We start from the raw sequence: 24085 nt of genomic DNA, 5'->3' as shown, positions 1-24085 counted from the left end.
GAAGGTTTTTCAGCAGTGAATCAAGGCTAAGGCGAAGGAGTACTGACCAATTGATGAGCAAGTTGCGAACTACTCTGCTGGCGTTGCCGCGCCGAAAGAAGCGGATAATTCAGGTTGCTGCTGACATTGTTCTGGTCTGGGTCGCCCTGTGGATGTCGTTCGTCGTCCGTCTCGGGATTGACGAACTGATCAATCCGCTTGAAAAACATACCTGGCTTTTCATCAGTGCGCCACTGGCCGCCATTCCCTTGTTCATCCGGTTCGGGATGTACCGGGCCGTGATGCGTTATTTCGGAAACGACGCCCTTATTGCGATCATCAAGGCGGTCACGCTCTCCTCTCTGATTCTTGGCTGCATGGTCTATGTGTACAGCAATCACCAGCAACTGGTGCCACGCTCGGTCATCTTCAACTACTGGTGGTTGAGCCTGGTCATGATCGGCGGACTGCGTCTGGCGATGAGGCAGTATTTTCTGGGCGACTGGTTTACCGCCGCACAGCATGTGCCCTTTGCCAGGAGTGACAACGGTCTGCAGAAGGTCGCTATTTATGGTGCCGGAGCTGCGGGCAATCAACTGGTCGCGGCGTTGCGGATGGGACGAGTGATGCACCCGGTCGCGTTTATCGACGATGACGAGTCCATCTCGAATCGAGTCATTTCCGGGCTTCAGGTCTACAAGCCCAAACATATCCAGCGAATGATCGACGCCACGGGCGCTCAGGAAATCCTGTTGGCCATCCCTTCGTCATCGCGGGGGCGACGCCGCGAGATATTGGGATACCTCGAAGGTTTTCCGCTGCACGTGCGAAGTGTTCCGGGCTTCATGGATCTGGCTGCCGGACGCGTCAAGGTAGACGACCTCCAGGAAGTCGACATCGCCGACCTGTTGGGACGCGACGCTGTGCCAGCCCGTGACAACCTGCTGGAGCACTGCATCAAAGGCCAGACCGTTCTGGTCACCGGGGCTGGGGGGTCCATCGGCTCCGAGCTCTGCAGGCAGATCCTGCTGCTCGGTCCGACCAAGCTGCTGCTGCTCGACCACAGTGAGTTCAATCTCTATAGCATCGTGTCTGAACTGGAGCAGCGCTCCTCGCGCGAATCATTGAGCGTCAAGTTGTTGCCCATCCTGGGGTCGGTGCGCAACCACCCCAAACTGCTGGCGATCATGAAAGCCTGGAAGGTCGACACGGTGTACCACGCGGCCGCCTACAAGCATGTGCCGATGGTCGAGCACAATATTGCAGAAGGGGTGATCAACAACGTCGTGGGCACCCTCAATACTGCTCAAGCGGCTTTACAGGCGGGTGTCTCGAACTTTGTGCTGATTTCCACCGACAAGGCTGTCAGACCCACCAATGTGATGGGCAGTACCAAGCGTCTGGCCGAGCTGATACTGCAGGCGCTCAGTCGTGAAACCGCCCCGGTCATCTTTGGCGACAAGGCCAACGTTTATCAGGTCAACAAGACGCGTTTCACCATGGTGCGTTTCGGTAACGTTCTCGGGTCGTCAGGATCGGTGATACCGCTGTTCCACAAGCAGATACAGACCGGCGGACCACTGACCGTCACTCATCCCAAGATCACGCGTTACTTCATGACCATCCCGGAAGCGGCCCAACTGGTAATCCAGGCAGGTTCCATGGGGCACGGCGGTGATGTATTTGTGCTCGACATGGGAGAGCCTGTGAAGATCATCGAGCTGGCTGAGAAGATGATTCATCTTTCAGGGCTCAGTATCCGTTCGGAGAAAAACCCTCAGGGGGATATCTCCATCGAGTTCACCGGCCTGCGTCCGGGCGAAAAGCTTTACGAAGAATTGCTGATTGGCGATAACGTAGTGGCCACCGAGCACCCGATGATCATGAGCGCCACTGAAGATTATCTGCCTTGGGATGTATTGAAAGGCCGCCTGACCCGATTGCTGGATGCCGTTGAACGTGATGACTATTCCAGCGTGCGCCAGTTGCTTCGTGAAACAGTCAGTGGTTATGCGCCGGAAGGCGAGATTGTCGACTGGATGCATCAGGAGCGTCGCAGCGAAACGTGATGTTACTTGATTGAAAGTCAGTGCGATGCCTGTATTTATTAGACATCGAATTGTTGTAATAACTGGCAATGCCAAGTGCCGTTGACATGAAGTAACGCTCACCCTAAGTTTCAAGCGCAGCTTCGGAAAGCTGCCTTAAACTGTTATGGAGCGTTAACTATGCGAACCGCCTTTTTCTCTTCCCTGATGTTTGCCCTGCTGACCAGCGCCTCGGTCGCTGTCAGTGCGGCGCCTGCGCCAACTTCCAGCCCAGTTGAAGCCCCGGCTTCAATCGCTGTACAGGAGCAGCGCGCTGACCTGATCAATCTCAACAAGGCCGATGCAGAAACCTTTCAAAAGGAACTCGCGGGTGTTGGCAAGAACAAGGCAGATGCCATCGTGGCCTATCGTGAGAATCATGGCGAGTTTACATCGGTCGACGAACTGATCGAAGTCAAAGGCATCGGAAAGTCCATTCTTGAAAAGAACAGAGACAAACTGACGGTTGAGTAAAACGGCGCAGTGCTAATTAAAAACAGGCCGATAGCGCATCGGCCTGTTTTTTATATCATGTATTAAGCGGCCGTTCTTCAGGGGCAGGGGGCTGGACGGACACGCTCACAGTGTCCGGTGTGCTGATATGCAGTTTCACATGTTCACGAGTGACACTCAGAATATGTTCCGACAACTGCTTGTCATGCACGCTGCGTGACAACATCAGGGCGCCTACCAGACTCGACAGGACCAACATGCTTTTAGGCTCGGGGTTTTCGATCTGCATGGCTTCATCGAAGGTGTCCAGCAGGTGGACGATGATTTCGTCAGTCAGCGGGCTGGGCTGATTCAGCTGACCCAGCTCGGCGCACATGTTCGGCAACGGGCAGCCGGTACCGGATTCGTCACGGTGGGGGGCGGACAGATAGACATCAATGAACTCGCTCAGCGAGTCCGGTCCGGTGAATGTCTCGCGAGTGAACGCCTTCGCTTCGTCGACAGCCAGCCTCAAGGCCTGCTCAACGAGGTCATCCTTGGATTTGAAATGCGCATAGAAGCCACCGTGTGTCAGCCCCAGCGATTTCATCAAAGGTTGAAGGCCAGTCGCGCCTATGCCATCCCGGCGAAAACGTACGGATGCTTCCTTGACAATCCGCTGATGGGTTTGAGCTTTACGATCAAGCGCGTAACGCATGCGCCGAGTCTCCAGGAAGTGGCCGAAATGCTACAGAGCCTTTATACATAGGTGAAACGATGCAGCATAGGTTTTGAGTGGCTTTGGTCCGCATTTCAGGGGCTTTGCCACGGCTTCCAGGGAAGATTTGGCAATGGCTCCAGTCGTGTCGGCGTACCTGCTGCAGCGTCGTGTTTACAAAACTGTCGGACAAAAAACGTTGATTTCTCGCTGTAATCCCGGACAATCCGGCCCCTGTTTTCGAGGGAAGCGCTGACTGCCAGGTTTTTTCGATGCGTTTCCCTTTTTGATTAACCGGCCACGGAGAGTCCACCGGATGAATGATCAGGCAAATGGCGTCGTAGAACGTCTGGATGTAACACCTGCGAATGTCGCTGCGTGGAATCGCAACGACACCACCTGGATGCTCGGCCTGTTTGGTACTGCCATTGGTGCAGGCACGCTGTTCCTGCCGATCAACGCAGGCATTGGTGGGTTCTGGCCCCTGATGGTTCTGGCAGTGCTCGCATTTCCGATGACGTTCTATGCGCATCGGGGCCTGACGCGTTTTGTATTGTCTGGCCGTGAAGGCGCCGACATCACCGAAGTGGTAGAGCAGCATTTCGGCAAGGCTGCCGGCGCGTTGATCACCTTGCTGTATTTCTTTGCAATCTTTCCGATCCTGTTGATCTACAGCGTGGCGCTCACCAACACAGTAGGCAGCTTCCTTGAGCACCAGCTTCACCTGGAACCGCCACCGCGTGCGATTCTGGCATTGCTGTTGATCGTCGGCCTGCTGGCCGTGGTGCGCTGCGGAGAGCGATTCATCGTCAAGGCCATGAGCCTGATGGTCTACCCCTTCATCGTGGCGCTGCTGTTCCTCGCCGTTTTCCTGATTCCGCACTGGACCGGCGGCATTCTGAGCACCGCAACCACATTGCCCGACGCTTCGGCATTCTGGCCCACGCTGTGGCTGGCCATACCGGTGATGGTGTTCTCCTTCAACCATACCCCGATCATTTCGGCCTTCGCGGTTGACCAGAAACGTCAGTACGGGGAAAACGCGGAAGTCCGCAGCTCGCAGATTCTGGCGCGTGCTCATGGTCTGATGGTGGTGATGGTGCTGTTCTTCGTGTTCAGTTGCGTCCTGACCCTGTCGCCGATTCAACTGGCCGAAGCCAAAGCCCAGAACATTTCGATTCTGTCCTACCTGGCCAATCACTTCAGTAATCCGACCATCGCATTCGTCGCGCCACTGATTGCCTTCGTGGCAATCTCGAAGTCGTTCCTGGGCCACTACATCGGCGCCAGCGAAGGCTTGAAAGGTCTGATCGTCAAGACGGGTCGTCGTCCCGCGCCCAAGGTGCTGGATCGCGTGACCGCTGCGTTCATGCTGGTGGTGTGCTGGATTGTGGCGACGCTGAACCCGAGTATCCTGGGCATGATCGAGACACTTGGCGGCCCTGTCATCTCGGCGCTGCTGTTCCTGATGCCGATGTACGCCATCCACAAGGTACCCGCCATGCGCCAATACGCAGGCAAGCTGTCCAACGTCTTCGTTGTGGCTGCTGGCGTAGTCGCCATCACCGCACTGGTCTATTCGCTGGTTCAATAGTCATCGGCCTGGACGGGAACGGCGCAGTCATCTGCGCCCTTCGTTTGATGATGAGCGTAATAACCTGTCGATGATGGTCGCAATTAAATAATTCGATAAGGAACGGCCCGGCGTGGATCCAGGCTGGAAGTGCCGGGTGCGCAGTGCCCGTTTTCCGGGGCTTGTAGGGATGCCCGGGGCTCCATTGCGGATGCCCCGAACGCTGTAAATAAATGCGTTGCGCGTCAGTCGAGCGTCATGCGGTCAGTCGACAGGCTCCGGGTGCAGAGGTCTGGACAGGTGCATGATGCTCGCGTAGTCGTACACGTACTGACGTCCCGCGTGGCTGGTCGAACGCAACTGGTCGATCAGCAGTCGCTCTTTTTTATTCAGGTACCTCAACGCCGGATCTTGACTGGACTTCAGGCGATCACGTTCATGGGCGTCAGGGAATGCAATGACGTTCGTCATGAAAAATCTCCTTGGGTTTGAGTCCTTGCTTGCTTTGATGTAGCCCCGAGTGCTGCGACGTTGCCACCTTACCCATAAAAACTTGGCGTGATCAACCCTGTTAGCCGAGTGGGTTACAGGGTTCGGGTAATCGCGAAGCGATGCTGGCTACCGTTGATGACAATCTGTACCTCGTCATCCTCGGACTTGCCCAGCAAGTGCTGGCCCAGCGGCGCATACGTGGTGATAACGGTGACCAGCTGTTCGTCCATCCGGACCTTCAGCCCCGCAGCATCAGGCCCCAGAAACAGAGACTGAACCTGGCCCGCATCGTTTTCGATCATCACCAGATCACCAACCTGAATACCACGTGATTCATCAAACGCTTTTAGCGACCAGCCCTCATAGCGCTTGAGCGACTGACGAATTTCCTCGACTCGCCTGGCTTGACCGGCAGCAAGGTAAGAGGCTTCCAGTCCCAGTGTGTCGTACTTGTTTTCGGCGATGTTTTCTTCGTGTGTCGCAGCTTCATGAGCGGTCTGGGCGGCTCGTTGCGCGATGTCCAGATCGACTTTCAGTTTCTCGGTGATGTGGTGCAAGACGTCCTGCTTGTTCATGGGTTATCCGCAGTATTCATTGATGCTTGCGCGGCTTTTTTCGCTCGGCGCGGTGCGATCCTGCTGCATCCAGAAATCGCATTTGGAACGGCTGAAGTTGCGTTGCTGTTGTTCCTGAACCTGCTCGCGCGCCTGGCGTGCCTCGCTTTCGCGCAGGCTTTGCTCGTATTTACGAAACATGGCCGTTTCCGGTTCCACCTGTGGCGTGGGCGGTGCCGTCAGTTGCGTAGCGGCCTTTTCAAGTGCCACGGTCTGCGCCGGGGGCAGGCTTTTGTAGACCAGCCAGCCCGTCAGTACCACCGCCATCGCACCGAGCCAGATGCCCAGGGCAATACAGATGATCAACTTCACGGAGGCAGACAGTTCGTGACGGCGAATGTGAGACGGCATGGCTGGATTCCTGGCGAGAAGGCACAGTGTGATTGTGCCATGCCTGAAGAGTGTGGATGACAATCGTGCATCCGGCGAATATCCGATAAGGGCTCCAGTCTGGTGCAGGCGGGTCGTTCTGAAGGACAATCACTTTTTTATTACTCTGCCTCAGGGAGCCGGGATGAAAGCCTCTTGGGACATTTTTTGCAGCGTCGTCGACAACTACGGCGACGTCGGCGTGACGTGGCGACTGGCTCGCCAACTGGTCGCCGAGCACGGGCTGAAGATACGATTATGGATCGACGATTTGCCGGCATTCGCTCGCCTGTGTCCTCAGGCGGATGTTCATGTCGAGCAACAATGGCACGACGGTGTGGAGGTCTGTCTCTGGCCAAAGGAGTGGGTGAGTACGGATATCCCGGAAGGCGTGATCGAGGCGTTTGCGTGCCGTCTGCCGGGGGCCTACACCGACGCGATGCTGCAACGCTCGCCACGTCCGGTGTGGCTGAATCTCGATTACCTCAGTGCCGAAGAGTGGGTCACGGGTTGTCACGGCCTGCCATCTCTGCAGTCCAGCGGTCTGAAGAAATTCTTTTTCTTTCCCGGTTTTCGTGACACCACCGGCGGCCTGCTGCGTGAGAGCCGTCTGATCGAGCAGCGTCGGGTCTTTCAGCTCGACAGCAAGGCGCGTCTGGATTTTCTTTCCCGCCTGGGCGTCGAACCCCGGGTCGATGCGCGTCTGATCTCGGTGTTCGCCTACGAGAACCCGGCGCTAGGCAGTTGGCTGGATACGCTTGCCAGCGGTTCAGATGCCACCCATCTGTTGGTGCCTGAAGGACGCATTCTGGGTGACCTGCAGCAGTGGCTGGGCGTTGATCACCTTCAGGTCGGCGATGTGCTGCAACGACGCTCGCTGACTGTCCAGGTGCTACCGTTCGTCAGGCAGGAGGATTACGACCGAGTGCTGTGGAGCTGCGATTTCAATGTGGTGCGCGGCGAGGATTCATTCGTGCGAGCACAGTGGGCAGGCCGGCCGATGCTGTGGCACATCTATCAACAGGAAGGCGACGCTCATCTGCCCAAGCTTGACGCCTTTCTCGAGCTTTATCTGGCTGGGCTTTCACCCGCCGCCGGTCAGGCGCTCGATGCGTTCTGGCAGGCGTGGAATGCCAGTCAGCCACTGAGTGAAAGCTGGCAGTCGCTCATGAACCACTGGCCCGAAGTCGAACGGCATGCCGAACAGTGGTGTGACGAACAGGCATCCCGGACTGATCTTGCGGCAGCGCTGGTGCAGTTTTATGGAAATTCGCTATGATACGCGGCCTTGATGTAAGGCTCTGTACGAAAAGTGCCTGCGCAGGCCATTTCTCGTACAGAGCCTTTGGTTAATTCAATCCAAATTCGGATATATGCAATGAAAACTGGTAAAGAGCTGAAACCCGGTACTGTGATCCGTCTGGAAAACGATCCTTGGCTGGTTCAGAAAGCTGAATTCACCAAGTCCGGTCGTAACAGCGCGATCATGAAGACCAAGCTGAAGAACCTGTTGACCGGTTACAAGACCGAGATCGTTTACAGCGCTGACGACAAACTGGACGACGTGATCCTCGACCGCAAGGAAGCGACCCTGTCCTTCATCAGCGGCGACACTTACACGTTCATGGACACCACTGACTACACCATGTACGAGCTGAACGCCGAAGACATCGAAAGCGTTCTGCCTTTCGTTGAAGAAGGCATGACCGACGTTTGTGAAGCGGTGTTCTTCGACGAGCGTCTGGTTTCCGTAGAACTGCCGACCACCATCGTGCGTCAGGTTGACTACACCGAAGGTTCGGCGCGTGGCGACACTTCCGGCAAGGTCATGAAGCCTGCCAAACTGAAGAACGGCACCGAGCTGAGCGTTGCTGACTTCATCGAAATCGGTGACATGATCGAAATCGATACCCGTGAAGGTGGTTCCTACAAAGGCCGTGCAAAGTAAGCACGGTTTTGTAACCCCGTTACGCAAGAAACCCGCAGCGATGCGGGTTTCTTTTTGCCTGTGATTTGACCGAGGCTGTTACTTCAGGTGTGTTTTCAGTTCTTCGGACGCCTGCAGCATCGCAGAGCGAACCGCCGGAACCTGACTGACAACGTTGAGCAGACCGTAATCGTGGATCATGCCGTTGTAGCGAACGGCGGTCACTGGCACGCCAGCCTGATCCAGCTTGCGGGCATAGGCTTCGCCTTCGTCGCGCAGTACATCGGCACTGGCTGTCTGAACCAGCGCCGGTGGCAGGCCTTTCAACTGCTCGGTCGTGGCCCGCAGCGGCGATGCGTAGATCTCGTTACGCTGCGCAGCGTCGGTGGTGTAGTTATCCCAGAACCACTTCATCATGTTGCGGGTCAGGAAGTGGCCTTCGGCATACTGGTCATAGGACGCAGTGTTGAAGTTGGCGTCGGTGACCGGCCACAGCAGCACCTGATAACGCAACGCCGGTGTCCCTTTCTCTTTGGCCATCAGCGCCACGACTGCCGCCATATTGCCGCCGACACTGTTACCGGCCACGGCCAGACGCTTGCCGTCGACATTGATTTCCTTGCCGTGCTCGGCCACCCAGCGAGTGGCGGCATAGGCCTGGTTGATGGCGGTCGGGTAGTGCGCTTCAGGCGAAGGCGTGTAATTGACGAATACCGCCACTGCCCCAGAGCCTGCTACCAGATCCCGAACCAGTCGCTCGTGGGTCTGGAAGTCGCCCAATACCCAGCCGCCACCGTGGAAGAACATGAAGACCGGCAAAGTCCCTTTGACACCTGCAGGGCGCACGATATTCAGGCTGATGGACTGCCCGTCGACCTTGATGGTCTTCTCGCTGACATCGGCCTTGGGCAGGGTCAGTTTCACACCCGATTGAGCGCCGACCAATACCGCGCGGGCATCCTGGGGCGAAAGCTGCTCGATGGGTTTGCCAGTGCCCGCGTTCAGGGCATCGAGGAACGCCTGGGTGTTGTGTTCAACACCCGAATCGCCTGCGGCAAATGCGCTGCTGACAGACAGGGCGAGCAAGGTACCGGTCAAGACTTTGCTGAAGGTTTTCATGTTCGATTCCTTTGAACGACTGGTTTAGACGGTGACGTGCAGACGCACATCGACGTTGCCGCGGGTGGCGTTGGAGTAAGGGCAGACCTGGTGAGCGGCATCGACCAATTGCTGAGCGTCGGCCTGTTCCAGGCCGGGCAGGCTGATGTGCAGGTCGATGTCCAGACCGAAACCACCGGGGATCTGGCCGATGCCGACATGGGCGGTGATGGACGCATCGGCCGGAATGCTGCGCTTGCTCTGGCCAGCGACAAACTTCAGGGCGCCGATGAAGCAGGCCGAGTAACCGGCGGCAAACAGCTGTTCAGGGTTGGTCGCTTCGCCGCCTGCACCGCCGAGTTCTTTCGGGGTCGCGAGTTTGACATCGAGAATCCTGTCGTTGGAAACAGCACGGCCATCACGGCCACCCGTGGCGGTTGCAACTGCGGTGTAGAGAGCGTTCATGGGGTCTGTCCTCAATCAATTTGAATTTATGCGCAAAATACTTGCGCGCTAACTAATCGCGAATTGAATGTAGCCCGGCAATACTTTGCGCGCAAGTTAATTTTTGAAAAGAATGGGGATGCGAGCGAAAGGGCAGGTGAGAAGCGGGTACAGATGGGCGCTCCGCATCACACTCAAGAATGGACGCGGAGCGTTCCGGGGGCGTTACGAGGTAGCGTGGGAACAATCATCAAAGCGTCTGACTGAATGCCTTCCACAGGCCGGTGATTGCAGCAGGGCATGCGTATAACGCTGAGCACGCAGGATGGCCACGATCAGGAAGAGGTGCTGTACTCAGAAGCTGTAAGTTCCGGTCACCACCAGATTGCGTGGATCGCCGACGCGAATCTGGCCTGCACTGGTGGCCGAGCTGTAATAGGTGCGATCCGTCAGGTTGTTGAGCGCGGCACGCACATCCCAGTCTTTCTGACGCCACCCTGCCAGTGCGTCCCAGCGGCCGTAGCCCGGCAGCACCGTGGTGTTCTGGTTATCCGCGTAACGCTCGCCGACCAGCGTCATGCCGGTCTCGGCGTACCAGCCCATCTGCGGTTTCCAGGTCAGGAACACGCTACCATTGCGCCGCGCTACGTTGCTGACGCGATTGCCTTCAAGACCATTGTCGTCTTCCACGATTGTCGCATCCTGCAGGCCGATGCCGCCGCGCATGTACCAGTTGCCGGCCAACTGGCCCGTGGCCGTCAGCTCGATTCCGCGTGAGCGCTGCAGGCCGGTCAGGAGGGTGATGGTCGGGTTCACCGGGGCTGTGGTGCGACGGTTGTACAGTTCCAGTTCGTAGACCGCCAGCGTGGTGCTCAGGCGCTCGTTGAGCCAGTCGCTTTTGACACCGATTTCCTTCTGCCGGGTCATCTCCGGGCTCAGGTCGTTGGCGTTGCCTGAAGCGCCTGGCGTAATGCCGATCAGACCACCGCCGACCGGCGAGAATGTCTTGGTCCACGAGGCGTAGAACGAATGATCCTGCAGGGGCGTCCAGACCACACCTGCGCGTGGGCTGGTGCTATGACTGTCGCGCTGATCCTTGACGCCGCGAAGCTGGTTGGTGGTTTCCACGTCGAAGCGGTCGTAACGCAGCCCGCCGAGCATTTGCCATTGATCGTTCAGGCGCAATTGATCCTGCACGTAAAGACCACGGCTCTCGACCTCGGTGTGGTTGTCGCTGGATACGATCATCCGCCCGGTGTGGCTCAGGTTGCGATCAGGCTTGAACAGGTCGAGCGCAGGAACCGGTCGTGCTCCGGCCCCCGTCGTTGCGGCGGTATACAGCGTCGGGTCGCGACGCTGACTGCCGAGTTCCACGCCGGTCAGCAGCCGATGCTCCAGGCCCAAGGTCTCCACGACGCCTTCCAGTTCAAGGTTATTGAAGATGTTGCGGGTGGTGAGATCCTGCTGCCAGTGCTGGCGGGTGACATTCCGGGTTCTCGGGTCGTAGCCGGTCAGGTACGTATTATCGAAATCGCTGTCGAGCTTGAACACGCCCAGTGTATGACGCAGTTGCCAGTTGGCGCTGATTTCATAGCTCAGTTTTGAGCGCAACGATTGCGATCTGTCGTCGATGTCATCGCGGTCATCGCCGTAAGTCGTGCCACGATGCACATCGGCAGGGCGTCCACCGACACCGGGAATACCACGATCTGGCGTTCGGTCGTAGCGGCTGTATTCGTATTGCACCAGCCAGTTCAATGCGGGCGTCAGTTGCCAGCTGATCGAAGGTGCGAAGAGTTGTCGGGTGCTGGAAATATCATCGCGAAAGCTGTTGCTGTCCTGATTGCCCATGTTCAGGCGCAAGCTGATGTTCTCGCTCGGGTCGGCGCTCAGGTCCGCATAAAGACTGCGCAGGTCTTCGCTGCCAGTCTGCGCTTCAAGCGTGGAGCGCCTGCCGGCCTGAGGCGCCTTGCTGACCCGGTTGACAATGCCGCCTTGACTGCCACGGCCGTACAGAACGGCTGCTGGTCCTTTGAGCACTTCAATTCGCTCGATGTTGTGCAGATCCCTTACGTACTGGCTGTCGTCGCGAATACCGTCCAGATAGAAATCATTGCTGGCGTCAAAGCCCCTGATCCGCAGACCGTCGAAGCGCGTGTCCGCCGCGCTGCTGACGTTGGGAAGGCCGCTGAGTGCGGTGCCCAGATCATTGGTGCCGTAATCCAGGACGCTGGAAGTCTTTACCGAGTCGATGGCCTGCGGCACATAGCGCGCCGGAGTCGAAGTACGTGTTGCGGTGCTGACTTCCTTGACCCGGGGATCATCGGTCTGTGTGTCTGCAGTGATCGACAGTTCCGGCAGCGTCGTGGGCGCAGCGCAGGCGTAACCGCCGGCCAGCAGAATGGAGAATCCGAGCGAAGCAGGTTTGAGACGCAGAGGGGCAGGCATGAAGATGCGCATCCAGGTGGGGTTATGATTTTTAGGATGCGAATGGTAATGCTTGCTATTTGCTTGTGCTAAGTATTCCTGATTGTGCTAATGCTGTGTTTGTATCGGCATGTTTCAAATTCGTTACGCTTCGGTCCGATGCCCTTCACAGGCTGTCATGCAGATGCCCGCGCAGACCCAGCAGCTTGCCTTGTAACTCGCGCAACTGATCCATATTCAGGCCGCTGGCGGACAGAATGCATCCGGGTACGGTCGTGGCTTTCTGCTGCAGAGCACGGCCCTGTTCGGTGAGGTGCAGCAGCACCACACGCTCGTCTTCCTTACTGCGCGTGCGACTGATGAGGCCTTCACCTTCCAGGCGTTTGAGCAACGGCGTCAGCGAGCCCGGATCTGTCAGCAGACGGGTACTCACATCGCCGACAGTGAGACCGTCCTGCTCCCACAGCACCATCATCGCCAGGTATTGCGGATAGGTCAGCCCCAGCGCCTGGAGCAAGGGTTTGTACACCTTGGTCATCATCAGCGAGGTGGAATACAGGGCAAAGCACAACTGGTTATCGAGCAGCAGCGAGTCGCAATCGGCGGAAGCGTTGGGGTTGGTGCTGGCGTCGGCGTCCATGGGAGGTCCTCGTGCGTTGTGAAGGAGGCTTAATTTAGTGTTGCGATCTTTAATGCGCCAGATAATTCCACTGATGTGTTCCAGAGCGCTGTGCACGCAACGGCTTGCAGTACCCAGAAAAAAGTAGCGTTACCTGTTTTCGTTGTTTGCGTCGCGTTCAAGACTGCGTAGCATTTGGCCATTGACTGGTTGGGGATGTGGCGTGATCGACGTTGTAATGTTTGTGTTGTTGGGAGCGGCAATGGGCACGCTGGGCGGGCTCTTTGGAATCGGCGGTGGTCTGGTGGCGATTCCTGCGCTGGGCGTGCTGTTCGGACTGGATCAGCAACTGGCACAGGGCACCGCTTTATTGATGGTCTTGCCCAATGTGTTGCTCGCGTTGTGGCGTTACAACCAGCGCAACCGGATTCTGCTGCGCAACGCCTTGATGCTGATCATCCCCAGTTTCATCTTCGCCTGGCTGACCTCACTGCTGGCGGTTCGCCTCGATCCCCAGGGAATGCGGCTGGGGTTCATCGGCTTTCTGGTCGTCCTGACCGGGTTCAACGTTGCGCAGATGTTCTGGCGCAAGGGGCAGGTAAACACCCAACTGCGTCATGAGAACAGACTGTGGATGCTGGGCGTCGGTTCCGGCGTCACGGGCGGCCTGTTCGGGGTGGGTGGCGGGGTCATCGCGACGCCGATTCTGACCAGTGCCTTTGGCGCCACTCAGGTCGTGGCGCAAGGTCTGGCGCTCTCTCTGGCCGCGCCCAGTACGGGCATCACTCTGGTGACCTATGCACTGCATGATCATGTGAACTGGTCGATCGGCCTGCCGCTGGCCATTGGCGGGCTGGCCAGTATCAGTTGGGGCGTGAAGCTGGCGCATTCTCTGCCGGAGCGGACCCTGCGCCTGATGTTCTGTGTATTTCTGGTGCTGTGCGCGGTGATCCTCGCGCTCAAAGTCTGAAGCCCTCGGCAATGTAGTCGGCCATGCATTCGGTGATGGGCGAAGGGTTTTTCGTGTTGCGCAATAGCACCACGCTGGCGACCGGCAGTTGCGGCAGGTTTTCCGCTTCGCCAAGCACACGCAGATCCGGCGTGATCAGGCTCTGTAACTGTGCCGTGACTGCCAGCCCGGCACCGACCACCGCCATGATCGCCGACATGCTGGCACTGCTGTAGGCGATCCGGTATTCGCGCTCAATGGTGTCCAGAGCGTTGCAGGCCCATTCCCGACAAAAGCAATGTGTGTTGAACATCGCCAGCGGCATGGGCGTCTGGTCGTGGGGTGCATGCCCATCGGCCTCGACCCACACCAGATGCTCGCGTCGCAGCAACTGGCCGATCTCGTTTCCGGGCTGACGCGTCACGATGGTCAGGTCCAGGTCGTGACGCTGGAGCAGCATGTCCGATGGCTCGCAATGCACTTCGACCTGAACCAATGGATAGGCCTGCGCGAACTGGGACAGGATGCCGGGCAGGAAGCGCATCACGTAATCATCGGGCGAGCCGATCTTGACCACGCCTACCATGTGCGGCTCGCGCAACGTGTTGAACACTTCGCTGTGCAGTTTGAGGATGCGCCGCGCGTAGCCGAGCAGCACCTGGCCCTCGGCTGTCAGGCTCAAGGTGCGGCCGTCCTTGCGAAACAGCGAGCGCTGGACGATGTCCTCCTCCAGCCGCTTCATCTGCATGCTGACCGCTGATTGAGTACGATTGACCGCGTCGCCTGCCTTGGTGAAGCCGCCATGGTCGGCGATGGCGACAAAGGTGCGCAGCAGTTCGGTGTCGATGCTCGGGTAGTTGGCCAATACATCAATCTCCCGGATGGATTGCTCAAGAAACATTCTTCACGCTGATCTTAAGCCTGAACGCTGTTTCCTGCCATTACCCTTCATCTCACCGAGACCGCTCAATCAGCGACTGGTAGGCAAGGACATATTTTTCAGCCATATGACGTGCAGTGAAACGCTTGTCGAACTGCTCCCTTATCTGCCGGGCGGACAACTGGTCAATGTTATGCACGGCCGCCACAGCCTGCGCTTCGTTCTCGACAATGAAACCGGTTACCCCGTCGTCTATCACCTCACGAACCGAGCCGAAGGGGAAGGCGATCACCGGAGTCCCGCACGCCATGGCTTCTATCATCACCAGACCGAAAGGCTCCGGCCAGTCGATGGGAAACAGCAGTGCCAGAGCGCCTGACAGAAAGGCAGTCTTTTCGTGTTCGTTGATTTCGCCGACGTAGTCCACCAGAGGCGAATCAAATAAAGGGTGTATGTGGTGTTCAAAGTAAGCCCTGTCGACGGCATCAATCTTTGCAGCGATCTTGATGGGAATGTTGCACTGTTGAGCGATACGAATAGCGGCGTCTACTCTTTTTACAGGCGTGATGCGACCCAGAAAAGCCAGATAGCTCTTTTCCATTTGCAGGGGAGTATGGAGTTGTTGAGGCAGGCCGTGGTGAACCGTGCCCACCCAGTTGGCGGATGGCAGGTCATTGCGTTGAGCCTCAGAGATCGCAACGAAGGGCATGGCCGCAAACGCGTCGAAAACAGGCTGTAGTTCCGGTGTATCCACACGGCCATGCAGGGTGGTCACATAAGGCGTGGGTTGGCGGCTGAACAGGGAGAACGGATAAAAGTCCAGGTGGAAGTGAAGAATATCGAACTCCCGGGCACGCCGTCTTACTCGCTCCAGCATGACCAGATGCGGGCCGAGAGCGTCATGGTTTCCGTAATCGAGCCGTAGTGCGGATGGCCAGACTGCATCGAGCTCGGCTGATGTTTTCGAGTCACCGCTGGCAAACAACGTCACCTCATGGCCTGATTCAATCAGTGCCTCACTGAGGTAGGACACGACGCGCTCCGTGCCCCCGTAACGATGAGGCGGGACCGCCTCGAACAGGGGCGCAATCTGGGCAATCTTCACTGGCAATCTCCACAACCGGGTTTCTCTATCCACTCCTTGATTTTTTGGGCGGCGACCGCATCACCGCCGCTGCCGAAACGCTCGATCAGTTGAAAAGTCCTGCCTCTTTTGCACGTGCTGATCTGGGCGACTGCGTCTGCCATTTTTTCATTCAGAGCAGCACGCCGCTCCAGGCTTCTCAGCGTTGAAATCGCATCACCAATGCTATTCATGCAGATTGGCAGAGGTGCGGTGTAATCGATGTGGATGCCCAGCTTTTCCCAGCTCAGCTCCGCGTCAATCAGGCCGGCGTCGCGCAGGTGCGCCAACTGCAGGCCTTGTGTGTCGTTGGCCGGAGGCAGCCATATGACCGGTGTCTGCGCAGCCGCCGATTCATAGATATTGCCCAGTCCGGGGGTGCAGACCGCGAACTTGCAGTCGCGCAGCATCCGGGAAACGCTTTCCGGAGCGTGCGGGGCGGCGTCCGCTGATTCGAGGGCCTGTGCAATCGTTTCGCTGGTGACAATGTGAAGTTTCACTCCCTGCCCAAGCGCCTGACGCAAGGCAAAGGTGATCGCGCGGGCAAATTCGATAAGCACCGCATCATCCGTATAAGGATTCTTCAGACCGCCAAGATTCAGCAGAACAAAGTCCGAGTTGTTTCCCGGGTGCGGTTCATTCACATGAGGGGTAATGGGGGGGACGATTGAATAGCGGTTCGGCTCCAGGTCTGCCAGACGGTCGCGTACACCTATAAAGTTTTGCGCAATATAGAATGCATGGGGATGATGGATCAGCGCTTCAATGCCGGGCCATTGTGTTTCGGCATGCCAATACCAGGTCAATGCGTCGTAAAAGACGACGCGTTTACCTTGGGATAATGATCGGTTGGCGATGCCAAGGTCCATGGCGGTTATAACAATATCGAAACCGGAAATTGTGACGTCCCAGTCTCTGGAACTGCGTCCGGTCATATTGAAAATAGCTCGATAGGGGAGGTGTTTCTGCAGGTCCAGCGAGTACTGTTCACCTGCGTAGGCGTGGCTGCCGCTGCCTGTGAAGTGCTGCGCAATCGCTGCGATTGCTGCGGAAGGACCGAACCCGAACGGCTCGGCGTTGAACAGGATGCTAGCGGCGTCAATGCCCATGTGTTTCTCCTCGAAGGCTGCGTATTACGGTGTGCTTATAGATTCATCCATTGATCAGGTCCGCGCGATATAAGTGATTTGATGTTATTTAGACAGGTCGGTATGTTTTGAATTGAACGATTCCCGTGACGTGCAACAGGTGCGTCAAGTGCCCATGCGTAAGTCTCTTAAATATTAGAAGCTGAGAAATGACTGTCAATGAAGGGGTTATTCAGTTTGCGATTCATCGGTCGGGATGAAGTTTGAAGTGTGTTTTTTCTTGTCGAGGTTTTAGTGGATTGAAGAGATAGTTCTGGCCGTTATAACGGTGCGGCAAGCGGGGCTTAAATAAAGCGCTTGTCGGTACTGATGCATCAATCGTGCGAATGCCTTGCATAAGAAACATTCGTTGGATTGATCTCAAGCCCGGCGCGAGACTTCAGTCATCCCACAAGGAGGGCAAGATGATGAAAGGTCAAAAGGGTTATGTACTGGTCGCCAGATCGTCGCTGCCGGCGCAGCTCGGCAAGGCGCTGCGGTCAATGAAAAATCTGGTCGAACGCTGGCAGGAACTGCACCGCCAACGCCGCCTTCTGGCACAAATGAGTGATGGTGCATTGAAAGATCTGGGGCTGAGTCGGGCCGATATTCAACAGGAGACCGAGCGTCCGTTCTGGGACGATCCCTTGAGCCGCTGACAAGACCGGCCGGAATCGGCTAGCGTGACGGTTCGAACCGGGAGCGCTAAGCCTATGGAGTTGTCCCTCAAACAAGCGCGTCGTCTGGCACTGGCTGCCCAGGGTTTCAACGGGCGTCAGCCGCCAGCGACGATCAAGGCCAGTCACATTACACACTTGATCAGCCGACTTGGCGTGTTGCAGATCGACTCGGTCAATGCGCTGGTGCGTTCTCATTACCTGCCGCTGTTTTCGCGGTTGGGCCACTATTCGCCGACATTGCTGGATCAGGCCGCATGGAGCCAGGGTCGGCATCGGCGTCTGTTCGAATACTGGGGGCATGAAGCGTCGCTGCTGCCTGTCGAGCTTTACCCGCTGATGCGCTGGCGAATGCGCCGTGCGGCTCAGGGCGAGGGCATTTATCAGGGACTGGCCAGGTTCGGTCGTGAACAGCAGACAGCCATTGCGCGAGTACTGCAGGCCGTACGCGAACGCGGTGCATTGGGCGCGGGCAGTCTAAGCTCGCGTCAGGAAAAAGCCGGACCCTGGTGGGACTGGAGCGTGGAAAAACAGGCGCTGGAATGGCTGTTCGCCGCAGGCGAGGTAACCGTGGCCGGGCGTCGTGGCTTCGAGCGCCTGTACGACCTGCCCGAACGGGTCCTGCCGATGGTGATACTCGATCAACCCGAAATCAGCGAAGCCGATGCCCAGCGGGCGTTGCTGTTGCAGGCGGTGAGCGCGTTGGGTGTCGGCACCGAGAAGGATCTGCGCGATTACTTCCGTCAGGACCCGCAACCCAGCCGGACCCTGCTGGCGGAGTTGGTCGAGGATGGGACGCTTGAAGTGGCACAGGTCCAGGGCTGGACGCACAAGGCGTTCTGTCTGCCAGACAGCAAGGTGCCGCGCAAGGTTAACGCCAGCGCGCTGCTGTCGCCGTTCGACTCACTGGTCTGGGAGCGGGCGCGCACCGAGCGGCTGTTCGATTTCCGCTACCGGCTGGAGATCTACACACCGCAGCACAAGCGCGTGTACGGCTATTACGTTCTGCCGTTCCTGCACAATGAGCGTATCGCCGCGCGGGTAGATCTGCGTGCCGAGCGTGCAGCCCGTCGCCTGGCTGTGCATGCCGTGCATGAAGAGCCGAACGGTCTGGACGAGGAGGGCATGCAAGCCCTGGCAGATAATCTGCGCCAACTGGCCAATTGGCTGGGGTTGGCGCAGATTCAGGTCAATTGCCAGCGCGAAAGCGGGGCGCGTCTGGCGAGAGCGCTGGAAAGCTGAAGGCAGTTTAGCGGCGTACCTGTTTCAGGGTCTCGGCAATCAGGAACGCCAGCTCAAGCGACTGATCGGCGTTCATCCGCGGGTCGCAATGAGTGTGGTAACGATCCGACAAGCCATCTTCGGTGATCGGGCGGGCACCGCCGATGCATTCGGTGACGTTCTGACCGGTCATCTCGATATGGATGCCGCCTGCGTAGGTGCCTTCGGCCTGATGCACCTGAAAGAACTGTTTGACCTCGCCCAGAATCTGCGCGAAATCGCGGGTCTTGTAACCGCTGCTGGCTTTGATGGTGTTGCCATGCATCGGGTCCGAACTCCACAGCACCTTGCGACCTTCACGTTCGACGGCGCGAATCAGCTGAGGCAGGTGATCGCCGACCTTGTTCGCGCCCATGCGCGCGATCAGGTTCAAGCGGCCCGGGTCATTGTCCGGGTTGAGAATATCGATCAGGCGGATCAGATCGTCGGTGTTCATGCTCGGCCCGACCTTGACGCCGATCGGATTGTTCACGCCGCGCAGAAACTCGACATGCGCGCCATCCAGCTGCCGTGTGCGGTCGCCGATCCACAGCATGTGTGCGGAGCAGTCGTAGTAATCATTGGTCAGGCTGTCACGGCGAACGAAGGCTTCCTCATAGTTGAGCAGCAGGGCCTCGTGGGCGGTGAAGAAGCTGGTCTCGCGCAATTGCGGCGACGTGTCCATGCCGCAGGCGCGCATGAAGGCGAGCGTTTCGTCGATACGGTCGGCGAGCTGGCTGTACTTTTCGCCCAGCGCCGAATGGGCGATGAAGTCCAGGTTCCACTGATGCACCTGATGCAGGTCGGCAAAGCCTCCCTGGGCAAAGGCGCGCAGCAGGTTGAGCGTGGCGGTGGACTGGTTGTAGGCCTGCACCAGACGATCCGGGTCGGGAACGCGGCTTTTCTCGTCGAAGCCGATGCCGTTGACGATGTCGCCACGGTAGGCCGGAAGGGTAACGCCATCGATGGTTTCATCGTTGGCCGAGCGCGGCTTGGCGAACTGCCCCGCCATGCGTCCGACCTTCACCACCGGGCAGCCTGCGGCAAAGGTCATTACCACGGCCATCTGCAGTAGCACCTTGAACGTGTCGCGAATCTTGCCGGCCGAAAACTCCATGAAGCTTTCGGCGCAATCGCCGCCCTGCAGCAGGAACGCGCGGCCCTGGGTCACTTCGGCGAACTGGCGACGCAGTTCTCGGGCTTCGCCGGCGAACACCAGCGGCGGGTAACTGGCCAGGCTGTGTTCGACCCTGGAAAGATGCTCGGCGTCCGGGTAGTGAGGTTGCTGTTGAATCGGCAGTGCCCGCCAGCTGTCGGGGGTCCAGGGTTGGCTCATTGTTGGCTCTAGGGTTGTGCAATCGGATCGGCATGTTAGCAGTTCGCCGTGCTGCTGCCAGCGGACTGCAGATAACCGGGGGCCTGTTGCGCCCCGTGAAAATGTGACAAAGCTCGTGGCTTGGCCGACAATCCGCGTTTTGCGGGCCAATCGGGAACGGTAATGACGGAAGAGCGTGAACGCGTGGAACGGATTCTGGCGGAAGTCCACGATGATTTCGGCATGATCCGCGTGCTGGAAGTCGACGACTATCGCTTCCTCGAATTTGGCGATGCCATCGAACAGAGTTGCACCTTCACGGCCGATCCCAGCTGGCTGGAGTATGACTACACCCGCGCAATGCTGATTGGTGCGCTGTGCCATGAGGCGCCTGAAAGCGCGCTGTTTCTGGGATTGGGTGCCGGGACACTGACCCAGGCGTGCATGAAGTTTCTGCCGCTTGAAGACGTCGAGGTGATCGAGCTGCGCCCGGACGTCCCGCGCCTGGCGATGGAGTACATGGGGCTGGACGACGATCCGCGTCTATATATACGTATCGGCGATGCGCTCGATCTGCTCGATACCACGGAGCCTGCGGACCTGATTTTCGTCGACCTCTATACGGATGTCGGCCCCGGTGTCGGGCATCTGGCCTGGAATTTTCTGCACGGCTGTCAGCAGCGCCTGAACCCCGGTGGGTGGCTGATCATCAACCAATGGGCGACCGACGATGGCAAACCCTTGGGTGCTGCCCTGTTGCGCGGCCTTTATCATCGCCATTACTGGGAGCTGCCGGTGAAGGAGGGCAACGTCATCCTCATCGTGCCTGCGGATCTGGAACAGACGCTGGACCTCGAAGCACTCGCCCGACGCGCCGAAGCGCTGACGCCCCGGCTGGGTTATTCGCTGGACTCATTGATCAAGGCAGTCCGGCCTGCGACCTGAGCCTGACAAAACCAAAAACAGTGTGGGACAATTCGCCGCACGTCGAAAGTCCTGACCCTGATCATTTGCAGGAATCAGTGAAACGTTTAAGCTGCCGTCCCCGCAATCGCGGGGCCGTACGGTGCCAGGCAGGAAGCTCAGGGTTTGAAACGCCTGATTTTTCTCGCCTGGCCGGCAACGTTTCGCAAAAAAAAGACTCACTTTCGTGCGTAATTCCGGTATAGTGCGCGCCGGCCTTAACGAGGCCCTCGTCGTGATATAGCAGTTCTCCGAAGCCCGCTTCGGTCGCGCGTTCGCACTGCGAACTATCATTGACGATCCATTCATCAAACGTTTTCGCAAATCCCCGCCGACAAAGCAGCCAGGGTGACCTCAAGGTCGTACACGGCACGCGCAGCTTTGAAGCATGGGTCTTTGCGGATGCACTAGAGGCAGACCCATGACCCAGGAAACCGGCGGCTTCGCCGCTCTCGAACTTCATCCCAATATCGTTGCAGCTGTCGTCGCCACTGGCTACGAAGAGCCTTCGGCCATCCAGCAGCAATCGATCCCGATTATTCTCGCCGGTCACGACATGATTGGTCAGGCGCAGACCGGTACGGGTAAAACCGCCGCGTTCGCACTGCCTATCCTGCATCGCATCGACCCGAGCAAGCGCGAGCCGCAAGCACTGATCCTGGCCCCGACCCGCGAGCTGGCACTTCAAGTTGCCACCGCGTTCGAGACCTACGCAAAACAAATGCCGGGCGTGACCGTTGTAGCGGTCTACGGCGGCGCGCCTATGGGCCCTCAGCTCAAGGCTATCCGCAACGGCGCACAAATCGTTGTCGCCACCCCGGGCCGTCTCTGCGATCACCTTCGCCGTGACGAAAAAGTCCTGGCGACCGTGAACCATCTGGTTCTCGACGAAGCGGACGAAATGCTGAAGCTGGGCTTCATGGACGACCTGGAAGTGATCTTCAAGGCCATGCCTGAGACCCGCCAGACCGTTCTGTTCTCGGCCACACTGCCACAGTCGATCCGTGCCATCGCCGAACGCCACCTGCGCGATCCGAAGCACGTCAAGATCCAGACCAAGACCCAGACCGTTACCGCGATCGAGCAGGCTCACCTGCTGGTTCACGCTGACCAGAAGACCTCGGCTGTTCTGAGTCTGCTGGAAGTCGAAGACTTCGATGCCCTGATCATGTTCGTCCGCACCAAGCAGGCGACCCTGGATCTGGCGAGCGCGCTGGAAGCCAAAGGCTACAAGGCCGCTGCACTGAACGGCGACATCGCGCAGAACCAGCGTGAGCGCGTTATCGATTCCCTCAAGGATGGCCGTCTGGACATCGTTGTAGCGACCGACGTTGCTGCCCGTGGTCTCGACGTTCCGCGTATCACTCACGTGTTCAACGTGGACATGCCGTACGATCCAGAGTCCTACGTACACCGTATCGGCCGTACCGGTCGTGCCGGTCGCGAAGGTCGCGCACTGCTGCTGGTTACGCCGCGTGAGCGCCGCATGCTGCAGGTTATCGAGCGTGTGACCGGTCAGAAGGTCGCGGAAGTCCGCCTGCCGGATGCCCAGGCTGTACTGGATGCCCGCATCAAGAAACTGACCAACAGCCTGTCGCCACTGGTCGCCGACGCCGAGTCGACCCACGGTGATCTGCTGGATCGTTTGACTGCCGACATCGGTTGCACGCCACGTGCACTGGCTGCCGCTCTGTTGCGCAAGGCTACCAACGGTCAGGCCCTGACGCTGGCTGCCATCGAGCGCGAGCGCCCACTGGTTCCGAACAACGCCCCGCGTGGCGATCGTCCGGACCGTGGTGATCGTGGCGATCGTCCAGAGCGCGAGCGTCGTGCGCCGGTCCCCTTGGCCGAAGGTCGTGCCCGCTGCCGTACCGCGCTGGGTGCGCGTGATGGTATCGCTGCCAAGAACCTGCTGGGTGCCATCCTCAACGAAGGCGGCCTGGCCCGCGAAGCGATCGGCCGTATCCAGGTCCGTGACAGCTTCAGCCTCGTCGAGCTGCCGGAAGATGGCCTTGAGCGTCTGCTGACCAAGCTCAAGGACACCCGCGTTGCTGGCAAGCAGTTGAAGCTGCGTCGCTATCGCGAGGATTGATCTGCTCTTGAGCTGATCGTCCAATAAAAATCCCCGACTGGTTCGGGGATTTTTTATTGGGATTTTTCAGGTATCAGCCGAACCGATAGATGTCCATGCCCAGCGCGCCCATGGTGAAACCCTGATGCGCAACGCGGAACTCACCGCCTGCGCCTCTGGCGAAGTACAGCGGCAACAGGTGCTCGTCGCTCGGGTGGGCGCGGACGGCATGTGGCGCGAGGCTGCGGTAGTGGTGCAGTGCGCTTTCGTCATCGCTGCCCAGCCTGTCGATCATCCAGTCCCTGAATGCCTGAGCCCATGGCTCCACGCGCGGCGAGTCACCGTTCCAGCTCAGTTCGCCCAGATTATGGGTGATGCTGCCGGAGCCGATGATCAGTACGCCGTCAGCGCGCAAACCTGCGAGCGCCTGGCCGATACGGGTCTGCAGTTCGGGGCCTTGTCTGCTGGGCAGGGAAATCTGCACCACCGGAATATCGGCCTCCGGATACATCAGTGACAGCGGCACCCAGACGCCATGATCGAATGGGCGTCTGCTATCGACACGTGCGGGCAGGCCGCTGGCGGCCAGCAGCTCCACCACTTTTCGAGTCAGATCAGGCAGGCCGGGGGCGGGGTACTGAACGGCGAACAGTTCTGCGGCGAAGCCGCCGAAGTCGTGCCAGGTTTCCGGCTGCGGGTTACCGTTGACAATCAGTTCGTGGTTTTCCCAATGGGCCGATACCATCACGATGGCGCGTGGTCTGGGCATTTCGGCTGCGAGACGTGCCAGCGCAGGACCGCTCTCGCCGGGCTCCAGCGCCAGCATCGGCGAGCCGTGCGAGATAAACAGGCTGGGAAACATATGGACTCCGTGAAATAGTGATGCCTCATCTTCCGCCAGGGCCGGGATCCAAATCTAATATAAGTTTTGATGCTGTTTG

At 58.4% G+C, this 24085-nt stretch carries 23 protein-coding genes; 10 read left to right on the top strand and 13 right to left on the bottom strand.

The features are described 5' to 3' along the window. Positions 1–53 precede the first annotated feature (53 nt). Both JTJ32_RS22145 and JTJ32_RS22140 read left to right on the top strand, forming a co-directional pair. On the top strand, positions 54–2048 hold the full coding sequence (locus tag JTJ32_RS22145) for a polysaccharide biosynthesis protein (RefSeq protein WP_210043288.1): 1995 nt from the start codon (positions 54–56) through the stop codon (positions 2046–2048). 159 nt (positions 2049–2207) lie between these two features. Continuing rightward, positions 2208–2540, top strand: a complete 333-nt coding sequence (locus tag JTJ32_RS22140) for a ComEA family DNA-binding protein (protein ID WP_210043287.1) — start codon at positions 2208–2210, stop codon at positions 2538–2540. A gap of 55 nt (positions 2541–2595) precedes the next feature. On the opposite strand, the gene JTJ32_RS22135 is transcribed toward JTJ32_RS22140, so the two are convergent. Next, the gene (locus tag JTJ32_RS22135; protein WP_184320452.1) at positions 2596–3216 is read right to left on the bottom strand and encodes a TetR/AcrR family transcriptional regulator; all 621 of its coding nucleotides are present in this window, start codon (positions 3214–3216) and stop codon (positions 2596–2598) included. Positions 3217–3532: 316 nt separating this feature from the next. On the opposite strand from JTJ32_RS22135, the gene JTJ32_RS22130 reads away from it, so the two are divergent. Beyond that, positions 3533–4810, top strand: coding sequence for an aromatic amino acid transport family protein (locus tag JTJ32_RS22130; RefSeq protein WP_210043286.1), 1278 nt, complete (start codon positions 3533–3535; stop codon positions 4808–4810). Between the two features lie 243 nt (positions 4811–5053). On the opposite strand, the gene JTJ32_RS22125 is transcribed toward JTJ32_RS22130, so the two are convergent. The 3 genes from JTJ32_RS22125 to JTJ32_RS22115 all read right to left on the bottom strand — a co-directional run bounded on the left by JTJ32_RS22125 (position 5054) and on the right by JTJ32_RS22115 (position 6246). Further along, positions 5054–5260, bottom strand: coding sequence for a hypothetical protein (locus JTJ32_RS22125; RefSeq protein ID WP_025993849.1), 207 nt, complete (start codon positions 5258–5260; stop codon positions 5054–5056). A gap of 113 nt (positions 5261–5373) precedes the next feature. Beyond that, positions 5374–5856 (bottom strand): GreA/GreB family elongation factor, encoded by a 483-nt coding sequence (locus JTJ32_RS22120; protein ID WP_210043285.1) that lies wholly within the window; start codon positions 5854–5856, stop codon positions 5374–5376. A 3-nt stretch (positions 5857–5859) separates the two neighbouring features. Next, positions 5860–6246: a hypothetical protein gene (locus tag JTJ32_RS22115; RefSeq protein ID WP_210043284.1), complete on the bottom strand. Its 387-nt coding sequence runs from the start codon at positions 6244–6246 to the stop codon at positions 5860–5862. Positions 6247–6409: 163 nt separating this feature from the next. Here JTJ32_RS22115 and earP point away from each other — a divergent pair, with 163 nt between their 5' ends. Continuing rightward, positions 6410–7543 carry an elongation factor P maturation arginine rhamnosyltransferase EarP gene (gene earP / locus JTJ32_RS22110; RefSeq protein WP_184320442.1) on the top strand — a complete coding sequence of 378 codons (1134 nt, stop codon included), beginning with the start codon at positions 6410–6412 and terminating at the stop codon, positions 7541–7543. 99 nt (positions 7544–7642) lie between these two features. Continuing rightward, positions 7643–8212 (top strand): elongation factor P, encoded by a 570-nt coding sequence (locus JTJ32_RS22105; protein WP_003373297.1) that lies wholly within the window; start codon positions 7643–7645, stop codon positions 8210–8212. A gap of 78 nt (positions 8213–8290) precedes the next feature. Here the strand turns inward: JTJ32_RS22105 and JTJ32_RS22100 are convergent, their stop codons facing one another. The 4 genes from JTJ32_RS22100 to JTJ32_RS22085 all read right to left on the bottom strand — a co-directional run bounded on the left by JTJ32_RS22100 (position 8291) and on the right by JTJ32_RS22085 (position 12800). Continuing rightward, positions 8291–9310 (bottom strand): alpha/beta hydrolase, encoded by a 1020-nt coding sequence (locus JTJ32_RS22100; RefSeq protein WP_099229198.1) that lies wholly within the window; start codon positions 9308–9310, stop codon positions 8291–8293. A 24-nt stretch (positions 9311–9334) separates the two neighbouring features. Next, positions 9335–9754 carry an organic hydroperoxide resistance protein gene (locus JTJ32_RS22095; RefSeq protein ID WP_210043282.1) on the bottom strand — a complete coding sequence of 140 codons (420 nt, stop codon included), beginning with the start codon at positions 9752–9754 and terminating at the stop codon, positions 9335–9337. 333 nt (positions 9755–10087) lie between these two features. Then, on the bottom strand, positions 10088–12181 hold the full coding sequence (locus JTJ32_RS22090) for a TonB-dependent receptor (protein WP_210043280.1): 2094 nt from the start codon (positions 12179–12181) through the stop codon (positions 10088–10090). Positions 12182–12326: 145 nt separating this feature from the next. Further along, the gene (locus JTJ32_RS22085) at positions 12327–12800 is read right to left on the bottom strand and encodes a MarR family winged helix-turn-helix transcriptional regulator (protein ID WP_099229195.1); all 474 of its coding nucleotides are present in this window, start codon (positions 12798–12800) and stop codon (positions 12327–12329) included. A gap of 202 nt (positions 12801–13002) precedes the next feature. Between JTJ32_RS22085 and JTJ32_RS22080 the strand changes: the two genes are divergently transcribed. Next, positions 13003–13749: a sulfite exporter TauE/SafE family protein gene (locus JTJ32_RS22080; RefSeq protein WP_210043278.1), complete on the top strand. Its 747-nt coding sequence runs from the start codon at positions 13003–13005 to the stop codon at positions 13747–13749. On the opposite strand, the gene JTJ32_RS22075 is transcribed toward JTJ32_RS22080, so the two are convergent. The 3 genes from JTJ32_RS22075 to JTJ32_RS22065 all read right to left on the bottom strand — a co-directional run bounded on the left by JTJ32_RS22075 (position 13739) and on the right by JTJ32_RS22065 (position 16840). Continuing rightward, entirely contained in the window at positions 13739–14593 is an 855-nt protein-coding gene (locus tag JTJ32_RS22075; protein ID WP_204955266.1) for a LysR substrate-binding domain-containing protein, read from the bottom strand. The two genes, JTJ32_RS22080 and JTJ32_RS22075, sit on opposite strands and share 11 nt — an antisense overlap. Positions 14594–14681: 88 nt before the next feature. Continuing rightward, positions 14682–15713, bottom strand: a complete 1032-nt coding sequence (locus JTJ32_RS22070; protein WP_210043276.1) for a glycosyltransferase family 4 protein — start codon at positions 15711–15713, stop codon at positions 14682–14684. Next, positions 15710–16840: a hypothetical protein gene (locus JTJ32_RS22065; RefSeq protein ID WP_210043274.1), complete on the bottom strand. Its 1131-nt coding sequence runs from the start codon at positions 16838–16840 to the stop codon at positions 15710–15712. Before JTJ32_RS22065 ends, JTJ32_RS22070 begins: the two co-directional genes overlap by 4 nt. Before the next feature lie 443 nt (positions 16841–17283). On the opposite strand from JTJ32_RS22065, the gene JTJ32_RS22060 reads away from it, so the two are divergent. Together JTJ32_RS22060 and JTJ32_RS22055 are read left to right on the top strand one after the other, a co-directional pair. Next, the gene (locus JTJ32_RS22060; protein WP_210043273.1) at positions 17284–17517 is read left to right on the top strand and encodes a DUF1127 domain-containing protein; all 234 of its coding nucleotides are present in this window, start codon (positions 17284–17286) and stop codon (positions 17515–17517) included. Positions 17518–17571: 54 nt separating this feature from the next. Continuing rightward, entirely contained in the window at positions 17572–18777 is a 1206-nt protein-coding gene (locus JTJ32_RS22055) for a winged helix-turn-helix domain-containing protein (protein WP_210043272.1), read from the top strand. 7 nt (positions 18778–18784) lie between these two features. Here the strand turns inward: JTJ32_RS22055 and JTJ32_RS22050 are convergent, their stop codons facing one another. Continuing rightward, on the bottom strand, positions 18785–20131 hold the full coding sequence (locus JTJ32_RS22050; protein ID WP_210043271.1) for a class II 3-deoxy-7-phosphoheptulonate synthase: 1347 nt from the start codon (positions 20129–20131) through the stop codon (positions 18785–18787). Between the two features lie 162 nt (positions 20132–20293). Between JTJ32_RS22050 and JTJ32_RS22045 the strand changes: the two genes are divergently transcribed. Together JTJ32_RS22045 and JTJ32_RS22040 are read left to right on the top strand one after the other, a co-directional pair. Next, a complete protein-coding gene (locus tag JTJ32_RS22045; RefSeq protein ID WP_184320423.1) occupies positions 20294–21055 on the top strand; it encodes a spermidine synthase in 762 nt (253 codons plus the stop codon). Between the two features lie 406 nt (positions 21056–21461). Beyond that, entirely contained in the window at positions 21462–23165 is a 1704-nt protein-coding gene (locus JTJ32_RS22040) for a DEAD/DEAH box helicase (RefSeq protein WP_180274373.1), read from the top strand. Between the two features lie 73 nt (positions 23166–23238). Here the strand turns inward: JTJ32_RS22040 and JTJ32_RS22035 are convergent, their stop codons facing one another. After that, positions 23239–24006, bottom strand: a complete 768-nt coding sequence (locus tag JTJ32_RS22035; RefSeq protein WP_210043270.1) for a DODA-type extradiol aromatic ring-opening family dioxygenase — start codon at positions 24004–24006, stop codon at positions 23239–23241. Positions 24007–24085: the final 79 nt, after the last annotated feature.

It is taken from the genome of Pseudomonas alliivorans (genome assembly GCF_017826695.1).
Classification (GTDB): domain Bacteria; phylum Pseudomonadota; class Gammaproteobacteria; order Pseudomonadales; family Pseudomonadaceae; genus Aquipseudomonas; species Aquipseudomonas alliivorans.
Note: the sequence above shows the minus strand (reverse complement) of the source record. Positions and strands in the feature narration are given on the sequence as shown.

Coding starts and splice junctions, on each gene's coding strand:
- JTJ32_RS22100 (WP_099229198.1), bottom strand. CDS start 9,310: ATGAAAACCTTCAGCAAAGTCTTGACCGGTACCTTGCTCGCCCTGTCT.
- JTJ32_RS22045 (WP_184320423.1), top strand. CDS start 20,294: ATGACGGAAGAGCGTGAACGCGTGGAACGGATTCTGGCGGAAGTCCAC.
- JTJ32_RS22120 (WP_210043285.1), bottom strand. CDS start 5,856: ATGAACAAGCAGGACGTCTTGCACCACATCACCGAGAAACTGAAAGTC.
- earP (WP_184320442.1), top strand. CDS start 6,410: ATGAAAGCCTCTTGGGACATTTTTTGCAGCGTCGTCGACAACTACGGC.
- JTJ32_RS22050 (WP_210043271.1), bottom strand. CDS start 20,131: ATGAGCCAACCCTGGACCCCCGACAGCTGGCGGGCACTGCCGATTCAA.
- JTJ32_RS22085 (WP_099229195.1), bottom strand. CDS start 12,800: ATGGACGCCGACGCCAGCACCAACCCCAACGCTTCCGCCGATTGCGAC.
- JTJ32_RS22065 (WP_210043274.1), bottom strand. CDS start 16,840: ATGGGCATTGACGCCGCTAGCATCCTGTTCAACGCCGAGCCGTTCGGG.
- JTJ32_RS22035 (WP_210043270.1), bottom strand. CDS start 24,006: ATGTTTCCCAGCCTGTTTATCTCGCACGGCTCGCCGATGCTGGCGCTG.
- JTJ32_RS22055 (WP_210043272.1), top strand. CDS start 17,572: ATGGAGTTGTCCCTCAAACAAGCGCGTCGTCTGGCACTGGCTGCCCAG.
- JTJ32_RS22040 (WP_180274373.1), top strand. CDS start 21,462: ATGGGTCTTTGCGGATGCACTAGAGGCAGACCCATGACCCAGGAAACC.
- JTJ32_RS22140 (WP_210043287.1), top strand. CDS start 2,208: ATGCGAACCGCCTTTTTCTCTTCCCTGATGTTTGCCCTGCTGACCAGC.
- JTJ32_RS22115 (WP_210043284.1), bottom strand. CDS start 6,246: ATGCCGTCTCACATTCGCCGTCACGAACTGTCTGCCTCCGTGAAGTTG.
- JTJ32_RS22095 (WP_210043282.1), bottom strand. CDS start 9,754: ATGAACGCTCTCTACACCGCAGTTGCAACCGCCACGGGTGGCCGTGAT.
- JTJ32_RS22060 (WP_210043273.1), top strand. CDS start 17,284: ATGATGAAAGGTCAAAAGGGTTATGTACTGGTCGCCAGATCGTCGCTG.
- JTJ32_RS22125 (WP_025993849.1), bottom strand. CDS start 5,260: ATGACGAACGTCATTGCATTCCCTGACGCCCATGAACGTGATCGCCTG.
- JTJ32_RS22105 (WP_003373297.1), top strand. CDS start 7,643: ATGAAAACTGGTAAAGAGCTGAAACCCGGTACTGTGATCCGTCTGGAA.
- JTJ32_RS22145 (WP_210043288.1), top strand. CDS start 54: ATGAGCAAGTTGCGAACTACTCTGCTGGCGTTGCCGCGCCGAAAGAAG.
- JTJ32_RS22130 (WP_210043286.1), top strand. CDS start 3,533: ATGAATGATCAGGCAAATGGCGTCGTAGAACGTCTGGATGTAACACCT.
- JTJ32_RS22090 (WP_210043280.1), bottom strand. CDS start 12,181: ATGCCTGCCCCTCTGCGTCTCAAACCTGCTTCGCTCGGATTCTCCATT.
- JTJ32_RS22135 (WP_184320452.1), bottom strand. CDS start 3,216: ATGCGTTACGCGCTTGATCGTAAAGCTCAAACCCATCAGCGGATTGTC.